This is a genomic window from Clostridium sp. (assembly GCF_036642255.1).
Taxonomy (GTDB): Bacteria; Bacillota; Clostridia; order Clostridiales; family Clostridiaceae; genus Clostridium_J.
In genome coordinates this window covers 1-9,533 of sequence record NZ_JAVWDJ010000078.1, presented here as the reverse complement: position 1 = coordinate 9,533, position 9,533 = coordinate 1, and the positions used below count along the sequence as shown (strand labels likewise).

10 protein-coding genes are annotated in these 9,533 nt (G+C 31.0%); 3 read left to right on the top strand and 7 right to left on the bottom strand.

What is annotated here, in order from left to right; genetic code table 11:
* Positions 1-335: 335 nt before the first annotated feature.
* The 3 genes from RR409_RS20150 to RR409_RS20140 form a co-directional block, all read right to left on the bottom strand.
* A complete protein-coding gene (locus tag RR409_RS20150; RefSeq protein WP_332559572.1) occupies positions 336-572 on the bottom strand; it encodes a Veg family protein in 237 nt (78 codons plus the stop codon).
* A 613-nt stretch (positions 573-1,185) separates the two neighbouring features.
* The gene (yabG, locus tag RR409_RS20145) at positions 1,186-2,106 is read right to left on the bottom strand and encodes a sporulation peptidase YabG (protein WP_332559571.1); all 921 of its coding nucleotides are present in this window, start codon (positions 2,104-2,106) and stop codon (positions 1,186-1,188) included.
* Positions 2,107-2,254: 148 nt separating this feature from the next.
* Positions 2,255-3,259, bottom strand: a complete 1,005-nt coding sequence (locus RR409_RS20140; protein ID WP_332559570.1) for a CotS family spore coat protein — start codon at positions 3,257-3,259, stop codon at positions 2,255-2,257.
* 130 nt (positions 3,260-3,389) lie between these two features.
* On the opposite strand from RR409_RS20140, the gene RR409_RS20135 reads away from it, so the two are divergent.
* Positions 3,390-4,511: a glycosyltransferase family 1 protein gene (locus RR409_RS20135; protein WP_332559569.1), complete on the top strand. Its 1,122-nt coding sequence runs from the start codon at positions 3,390-3,392 to the stop codon at positions 4,509-4,511.
* Between the two features lie 218 nt (positions 4,512-4,729).
* Here RR409_RS20135 and RR409_RS20130 read toward each other — a convergent pair whose 3' ends face one another.
* From RR409_RS20130 to RR409_RS20115, 4 genes are read right to left on the bottom strand one after another with little or no spacing between them, the layout of a single operon-like run.
* Positions 4,730-5,761, bottom strand: a complete 1,032-nt coding sequence (locus RR409_RS20130) for a CotS family spore coat protein (RefSeq protein WP_332559568.1) — start codon at positions 5,759-5,761, stop codon at positions 4,730-4,732.
* Positions 5,761-6,537, bottom strand: a complete 777-nt coding sequence (locus RR409_RS20125; protein ID WP_332559567.1) for a hypothetical protein — start codon at positions 6,535-6,537, stop codon at positions 5,761-5,763. Before RR409_RS20125 ends, RR409_RS20130 begins: the two co-directional genes overlap by 1 nt.
* A 10-nt stretch (positions 6,538-6,547) precedes the next feature.
* Positions 6,548-6,790, bottom strand: a complete 243-nt coding sequence (locus RR409_RS20120; RefSeq protein ID WP_332559566.1) for a hypothetical protein — start codon at positions 6,788-6,790, stop codon at positions 6,548-6,550.
* A 25-nt stretch (positions 6,791-6,815) separates the two neighbouring features.
* Complete coding sequence (locus RR409_RS20115; RefSeq protein ID WP_332559565.1) at positions 6,816-7,820, bottom strand: CotS family spore coat protein; 1,005 nt, start codon at positions 7,818-7,820, stop codon at positions 6,816-6,818.
* 138 nt (positions 7,821-7,958) lie between these two features.
* Between RR409_RS20115 and RR409_RS20110 the strand changes: the two genes are divergently transcribed.
* Both RR409_RS20110 and RR409_RS20105 read left to right on the top strand, forming a co-directional pair.
* Positions 7,959-9,092 (top strand): glycosyltransferase family 1 protein, encoded by a 1,134-nt coding sequence (locus RR409_RS20110; RefSeq protein ID WP_332559564.1) that lies wholly within the window; start codon positions 7,959-7,961, stop codon positions 9,090-9,092.
* A 232-nt stretch (positions 9,093-9,324) separates the two neighbouring features.
* Positions 9,325-9,533: hypothetical protein (locus RR409_RS20105; RefSeq protein ID WP_332559563.1), on the top strand; the 209-nt coding region annotated here is incomplete at its 3' end.

The window sequence follows — 9,533 nt, the reverse complement described above, 5'->3', positions numbered from 1 at the left end:
TGGTTATTGACCATATAACCTCTCATAAATTCTCAATACCCTTTTATACCATAGCTGAAAGATGGACACACGCCATCTTTCTTTTTTTGCTTGTAAAACCAAATTCCCCTCACATACCCTATAAATTATATGAGGATAAATTTAAAATAGAACAAAAGAAACTACCTAGAAAATAAAATTTTCTAGGTAGTTTCTTTTAGACTATATATTTTTCAATTTAATTATGTCTTCTTATTGGGCCTTATGGAGGCCTTATTATTATGTCATCAATTCATTACAACTATGATCTATAGCTTTACTGCTTAGTATAACAACTACTGTAAGTATAATAAATATTATACAGCAAATACTAATTGCACAGTTTTTGTTAACACATCGCTATAGCTATATGTAACAGTTCTCTGTGTTTCATTTTCCAGTCTAATTACAAATATACTGTCATAAGTTTTCTCTAAAACGCCGTCATTAACTATGATCTTTCTTCTGCCGCCGTTAGCCTTCAATGTTACCTTTTCGCCAACATGACTCTCAATGTCTTGTTTAATTGAAGTCAATACATTTTTTCTATCCATGGTAGCACCTTCTTTCTATTTATATTATAAGGGGAAATTTCATTTATGTCAAGTAAACTTACAATTGTACAACATAAGTAATATATTTGTCAATGTTAAAATTATGTTAATATTTTCTTCACTATTGGTAACATTTGTATATTTTGTCGAATGAAATACACAACAATAAGTTAACTTATTTTAGGGAATTTTATATGAAGATTTTATTATAAAAGTTTTAAATTGCATAATAATGTTCGTATTTAAGTTTAATTAGCGAGTGAATTCTATAAGATTTAAAAAAGTGTAAACGATTAAGCGCCCATGAATTCTTATAGTCTTAAATAATTATCAACATTGGGATTTTTGTTTTTTTGAAATGTGTTTATATCTTAAAATTTGTTAACTTTAAAGTCCGAGATTAGTATTTGATGATTTGCATAATTATATTCCGACATTAAGATAAGTTTATAAATTCTTAACAAATTCAATTTAAGGATATTTCATAAAACCAAGTATACTCTTGTTAAAGCCTGAATTCTCACTATATATTAACCTTTCACTAGGATTTGACCTTGTAAAAAAAGGCATCTCTCAGTGTATATCTATACACTGGGAGATAGCCCCTTTAACTTTATTTTATATATTGTGATTTAGGATATCCTTCTCTATACTTACCTCTAGTTTGAAGACCGCCAACACCCTTTATTCCTGTAATGGTGTTTTGTATTGCATCTTGTAAATCTACAATTTCATTTATATTTGTATAAGCTATTCTTTCGCAAATCATCACAGGGTCTAAACAATGAATTAAAACACGGTTAGGAGAGCTAGCAAAATTTGCCCCTGCATCTAAAAGTGCTTCATAATTTGACTGACAAGCTCCAGCAAATATCACAAGCTCATCATAATCAGATTTGTAGTCTCTCAAGATTGATACACACTCTACAAAGTACTTAGAATTTCTATAGTTATCTAAATTCATATAATCTGTTATATCCTTAGACATCCCATCATGACCAGTAATAACTACAATATCAGGATTAACTTCCTTAACTAATTCTAGAATCGCTGAAGGTTGATCCTTCTCTGCAATTACCTTTCCAACAGCTTCAATTGATAACTGTTTATAAGTTTTTAAACATACCTCTAAGTAACTTGAATCTCCATCAATATGAAGGACCTTTCCTGGCCTTCCAAAGAATAATTCCTTATTTTGTTCCGGTCTAGTGATATTGGCTTTACTCTTTCTTCCTGGAATATAATAAGTATCTTCTAAAACCTTTGCAGGCTCTCCTCTAAATTTATTACCTGACCTACTTAATAATATTTTCTTTATAGAAGAATTAACCTTTCTGTTAAAGATTCTATCCATTTCTCCAATATCATTTTCATCCACTAATCTAAGGTCATCTTCTAAGCAATCTGCTTCTATTCTAATATTTAATCCTTGTAGAATATACTTTTCTACTCCATACTCGTCGATAATATCTATAATTTTAAAAACAATATCTCCATCATAGGATTTTCTTACTACTCTATCTCCAATTCTCAAAACATCATCATCTCCAAAACAAACTTGTATTACATATTATGTAACACTAGTAATAATTGTGAAATGAAATAAAAGACTTTCTCAACTCAAATCAATAAAGCTACGCAAAAAAAAATTTGCGTAGCTTTATATGTTTAAAAACAAAAAATTATTCCACTTTGTAGGTGTTTTTAAAATCCTCGATAAATTTTTCGAATTTTTCTCTTTCAGAAATTAACTCCTCCATCTTCTTATTGAAGGTACCTTGTACCCAGTTAACTTCATTGTAGTAGTACCTGTTACATAGCCTCCAATAACGCTGAGGAAAAACTAAGAATCCAAAAAGAACCTTATATTCATCCTCCCTTAAAGGAGAAACATTGTTGTAACCATCAATGATAATTTCAGCGAATTTAATATCCCAACTTTGACGCTTTAACACTTTAATCATAAAATTAGCAATATCATAAGCTCTAATTTCTCTCTTACAATAATCAAAATCTATGACGTTTACATTGTTTTCACTATCCATAATTATGTTATGATAAGTATAATCATGATGACAAAAGCTCTTATCTTCCTCAGTTAGTCTACATATTTCAAAATAATTTGAACTGTTAAGAATCCCAAGTGCTTCCTTACTTAAATTCTTATAGTAGTCTACTGTTTTCAAATAGTTAATATCAAAATCGCTTTTATGATTTTTCTTCTTCCTAACCATTTCCTTCATTTTATCAAAAGATTTAATTCTCTTTTCCATAAGATGAGGCCATCTTCCAAGATCAGACTTTAGTTTGCTATTTTCTGGTGGCTCATAACCTTTTGAAGCAATATGAAGCTTAGCAAGACTACCCGACGCAAGCACTAAGTCATCCTCACTGTAAAAGTCACATTCTCTTCCTTCAAGCCATTGAGATAAGGTGTAAATATCCTCATTAACCACCGCATATGGATTTCCCTCAGTGTTCAAAAAATATCTATCTATATTTGGAAATCCATTCTTATAAAGATGCTCCTTAGCACCATAAACGAATAATAATTTTTGAGTTCCATAGCTTATTTTTTTTAAGCATTTAACGCCATCGTTTGTCTTCAAATGATAAACACCTTTGTTGGGTTTGATGCTTTCAATTTTTATGTCAAATTGGCGTTCAATCTCAAATTCTCTCATCATAGTAACACCCCCTCTATAATTTATATGTATATTTAAGTTTTTTTAGAATATCCATTAACATATTTTCACTAGTTATAATAATATACATTAATATAATAAAATTTATTTATTAAGTTTAAGGAGTAACACTATGAAAATTGGTATAGATTCTCGAGCTGCTAAATGGTATAGAGGAACAGGAATCGGAACATATACCTATCAGCTTATCAGTTCTCTAAACAAAATAGACAGATTAAATGATTATTTACTCTTTACTCCAGAAGGCTACACTAGCGATATCGAATTTAATAACAACTTTAAAAACAAGTCAATTCCAGATAGCCTTGCCTCAAACTTTTGGGACGATGTAAATATCCCTAATGTACTATATGATGGAAATATAAATTTATACCATGTACCGCAAAATGGCGTAGGACTTCCCTTAGATAAATCCATGCCTTTTGTAATTACTCTTCATGATACAATTCCTATTCATATGCCTGAAACTGTAGGTGATCGATACTTAGACATCTTCACTAGAGAGATGAAAGGCATAGTGAACCGCTGCGATGGAATTATTACAGTATCAGAATATTCTAAGGAGGATATAGCAAGAGATTTTAACTACCCTAAAGATAGAATCTTTGTAACTCATTTAGCTAGTGAGGATATTTACAAACCCTTAGACAAAACCCTATGCACCCATATACTAAAGGAACACTATGGTCTACCCTCTAACTATATCTTGTATGTGGGTGGCTTTAGTCCGAGAAAAAATATAGTGGGATTAATTGAGGCCTTTAGCAGAATCGCTCACAAACTCCCTGAAGATATTAACCTAGTGATTGCAGGAAGCAAAGGAAAATCTTATGCCATATATAAGGAATGTGCTGAGATACTAAAAATAGATCATAAAGTAATTTTTCCTGGATTCATTTCCATGGATCATATGCCTCATCTATACAACAATGCAGCACTATTTGTATACCCTTCCTTCTATGAAGGTTTTGGACTACCTCCTATAGAGGCTATGGCCTGTGGAATCCCTGTAATTACTTCTAATGTAACTTCAATACCTGAAATTGTTGAGGATGCTGCCTTATTATTTAATCCAAAGGAAACAGAAATTCTCAGTGAAAAAATTTATGAAGTGTTATCTAACGAGACTTTAAGAAATTCTTTGATCTCAAAAGGTTTTAAAAAAGTAGCCTCTTTAAGTTGGGAAAAAACTGCTATGGAAACCTTGAAGGCTTATGGTGAGATTCTTAAATAAAATACAGTGCAGACAAATTTATTTGTACAGACAAAGAAACAGACCTTATTGATAGTCATTCTACCAATAAGGTCTGTTTTTCAATGTTTTTATCATTTTTATCATTTTTTAATACTATATTACTTCACTTTATTTAAGAATTGTTAAAGTAGAATTAGCTCCTCCTCGAAGTTCTCAAACACTTAAAGGAATGTAATACTTTTTCCTACAAGGTGTTCTTAAAGCTCATATGATTCTTTGAATTTCCTTAACATCTCTTCTCTTTCATGAAGATTTTCAACTTTCTTAGCTAACTTATAGTTGAAGCTATTTTCGCCCCAAAGCTTCCTCTTACAATAATAATCCTTAGAAATGCTATAAAAACCATCTGGGAACCACAGCATTCCATATAAAACATCAAGTTCTCTTGGATCTAACAGGGAAACCTTGTTATACTCTCCTATAATATCTTTCAGCTTCTCAAAATCATATGCAAAGTTTTTAACCACCTTATTAATAAAATTACACAAATCGTGAACTCTTAAGTCCACAATAGCATAATCAAAATCTATAAAAGAAGCTTCATCATTGTCCATAAGAATATTATGATAAGCTAAATCATGATGACAAATTGCAAACTTATCCTTCTCCTCCAAAAGCTCGTAGTATTTTGAACCCTTAATAATATCTATGCTCTTTTTCATATCTTCTATAAATTTATCTACATGATTCAAGAATATCTTATCAAAATCGCTTTTATTCTCGTAGGTTAACACCATTGTCTTAAAGGTTTTTAGCTCCTGCAATTTATGCTGAAACTTCTCCACCAAATCACCATACACATATCTACCCTGGTGTATTTTAATATTAAAACCTTTTGATGCTAAGTGCATTTTTGCTAAGGTATTTGTCACTATAGAAAGCTCCACTGGATTATTAAATTCGCACTCCCTTCCCTCAACCAACTTCATAACTACATAGGTACTTTCCTTCCACTGAGTGTATATGTCACCTTTTTTATTTCTTTCATAGTTCATCACGTTGCAAAAACCCTGACCCCTTAAATGCTCAATTATACTATTTATAAATTCTAAATGAGCTAAGTTATATTCCACTCTTTTCAGTATTTTATTTCCCTTATTTGTCACAAGAATAAATACCTTTCTAACTGGTATCACATCACTAACCACAAAATCATAATTATTTAAAAGCTTTAAATCTAGATCATATCTAGATAAAGTTTCTCTTTCTTTATTTTTCGAATCTAACATCACTTCACCCCACTTATAAAAGAGAAGCTATCTTCTTTTATCGCCTCTAAAAATTTTTTTACATACTGTTCTTCATTCCAAGACTTCTTATTTCTCCTATACTTTTCATAGATCCTCATAAATTCATGAGGATATGAAAGGAGGGCTAAAATAAAATTTTTACTATTTTCTTCAATCCCTTCTAAATCACAAAACTTATTTATGCATTTATTGTAATCCAGGGCAAACCCCCTTTTCTTTAACTTGGAGAGTAAATAATAAGCATCCATCTCTATCATGTTGTAAGCCACATCCTCAAAGTTTACAACTTCTAAACATTGATTCTTAACTAGATTGTCAAAATCAACATCTGTAAGACAAATCTCAATTTTCTTCATACTCCTAGAAATTAAATCAATATAGTTACTTTCATCAATGCACTCAATAGATTTTTTTGCTCTATCTAGCTGCAGCTTCCCTTCTTCCACAAGAAACTTTTCAATGTGTCCTTTGGCACCACTTTCCTCAAGTTTTTGTATATGTCTATCAAGTCTTTTTACCTGAACCTTATATTCCTCTACTAACTTACAGGTATCATTATTTATCCTCTTTTTCAAATATCCATTAAACCCACAAGATACCCTATGAAACTCACATATATTTTCAAGCTGAGAAAAAACCCTATCTTCTAGAAGTTTTCTACTTAGCGCATCATTACTTTTTAATATAAAATCCACTTTTTTTATACCATGTTCCTTAGCATATTCCTGAAAGTTGTCATAAAAAAATCTTCTCATAACACCACCTCTACTTATGTTTACTTTTTTCTCTTTTTTTCATTTTCTTTAGTATCTCAGCTTGTTCTTCCTCTAACTCACTAAGCTTCTTTTGTCTTTTTTTAATTTTCTTTAAAAGTTTTATCTGCTCTTTCATCTGTTCAACTTTTTCGTCATAGTCTTCAACAGACTTTACTGGTTCATGCTCTTCCTTTCTATCTGAAGCATTTTCATAACTTTCATAATTCTCATTTTCTCTTTCCCTTTTTGACATAAATATCCTCCCTAAAAATTACTTTCTACAATTTAAGTTCCCTAAACTTTTCTACAAACTCTTGTCTCTCTTCTCTGTCTTCCTTAAAAAATTGCATCTTCTTAAGAAAAAAATCCTCTCCCCAAGGTTTTCCTTCCCAGTAATACTGAATGCCTCTTTGCCAGTAATCCTGAGGAAATTCTATAAAAGCTGCCATTATAGGAATATCTTCTTGATTTAACCTGTGCACAGTGCTATAAGCTTCTATGATTTCTCTTGCATTGCTTAAACTCCACTTATTGTATTTCATTCGCCTAATAAGAAGGCTACTCAAATCATGGAGATGAGAATCCAATATGCAATAATCAAAATCAATTATGTTTACCTCTCCATCTCCACCTATCATCACATTATGGTGAGCATAATCATGATGGCAAAAACCATTTCTCTCCATTTCCTTTTTCATTTTTTCAACATAGTTACTTTGAGATAAATTAAGGATACTTCTGTCGCATCTTTTAAGTTCTTCCTCCATAAGGTCTAAATAAAATAAATCAAATCTAGATTTAACATCTTTTTTACCTATTCTTCTTTTAAAATCTAAGATTTCATCCTTACGAGTTTTGTAAGTTTCTACCCACTTAAGCCAACCTACCCTTGGTTTCATATTAGGTTCCATAACGAAGCCTTCACTTTTGTTATGGAGTTCCCCTAGCTTCTTTGCAGCAACAATTATATCAAGGGGATTATCATAATTGCTCTCCCTAGCATTAATCCAAGGAGTAAGATATGCATAGTTGTTGTCTATAGTTATATAATCAAGCCCTCCTACAGTTTTAATTATTTCTGGTACATATTGAAACTCATTATTTTGAAGATGTTTAATTGCTCCCACTATAAATAAAAAATGCTCAAACTCATATTTAATGATCTTTAAGCAGTAGATATTATCTTCGGTTTCAACTCTATAAACATTTTTTATCTTTTCTGCATAAATAGGATTAATTCCATATTTTCTTTCAACAAGTTTCTTGATATATGTTACGTCCAAGCAAAACCCTCCAATTAGTGTTCTATATGTAATATATGAAAGTTCAGTGCAATGTGTGTTGGTTTTTCCGTGACTTTATGTAACACATATATCTACTTTGACTAATATATAATATATATATTTTTAAGGAGTGATTTCATGAGAATAGCCATTGATGCGAGAGGTATCAATTGGTATGGCGGTACTGGCATTGGCACCTATACAGAAAATGTTCTTAAGAATTTACTTAACATAGATAAAGAAAATTTTTATCAACTATATTGGTGTGGAGAAAACTACTCTCAATATGAAAAGCCAAACTCCAATATAGTAATGTGTTCAAAAAAACATCAAAGATTCTTTCAAGAACATTTTTTCCCTATGAATCTAAAAGAGGAAGCCATTGACCTATACCATATACCGCAAAACGGAATTGGAATGAGCCAAGACATAGGCTGCAAGAAAATAGTTACAATCCACGATTTAATCCCCTATATAATGCCGGAAACTGTTGGCAAAGGTTACTTACTAAAATTCCTAAAAGAAATGCCCTCAGTAATTGATGAGTCAGCAGGTATACTTACTGTGTCAGAATATTCTAAAAGGGATATCTTAAAGTTCTTTCCTATTGATGAAAGTAAGATTTATGTAACTCCTTTAGCAGCTGATGCAAAATACACTCCTCTTAATAAAGAAAAATGTAAAGCCATAATCAAAGAAAAGTATGGCGTAGATAAACCTTTTTTACTTTATATTGGGGGCTTTAGTGAAAGAAAAAATGTACGGTCTCTTATAACTACTTTTGCAAAAGTTATGAGCCACTCTAACAAAGAATATAATCTAGTAATTGTAGGTTCCTACAGAGATGCTTCTCAAGAACTTGTAAAATTAAAAGATTCCTTAAATATGCAAGATTATATAAAGTTCACAGGTTTTGCTCCTGATGAAGATTTACCAATTTACTATAATGCTTGCGAAGCTTTTGTATATCCATCCTTTTACGAAGGTTTTGGTCTTCCACCACTTGAAGCAATGAACTGTGGCACTCCAGTAATCACTACAAATGTAACTTCAATTCCTGAAGTGGTTGGTGATGGTGGAATTTTAATTGATCCTTATAAAGATAAAGAATTACAAAGAGCTATCGAATTAATTTTAGAAAGTGAAACCTTGAGAAAAGAATACGGAAGGTTAGGTCTCGAAAGAGCGAAGCTATTCTCTTGGGAGATCACAGCTAAAAACACCTTGAAGGCTTATGAGGATGTTTACAATAAAGTTATTGAAGTAACTTAGATATAGGTTTATGAAACTTTCTTTCATAACTTACAGAGTGAATATAATTATGAGATGTAAAATAATTAATGAAAATTATTAAAGAAACCTAATACTGTTTGCCTCTCCTTCAACATATTATTTGTATAGATATATCACATTAGAGCTAAATCAATTTGTTCATTCATTCAATTAGTTCAGAAAGTGGTTTATCTAGATATGAATAGTATATAAAAGCTTGTGAGGGATTTTCGTGAAAGTAAAAGGAAAAATAAAAAGGTCACCAATTTTTATGGCACTATCAATATTTTTTATTTATATAGGAATTGTTCTATGTGCATATTCTATAATTTCCATAGGCATTAGAGAATATAAACTTATAAGTAGCTCTATTCTATGTTGTTTCAGCATAGTTAGTTTTCTACATGGAATACGAGAAGTTTTAGAAGGTAGCCACAAGTC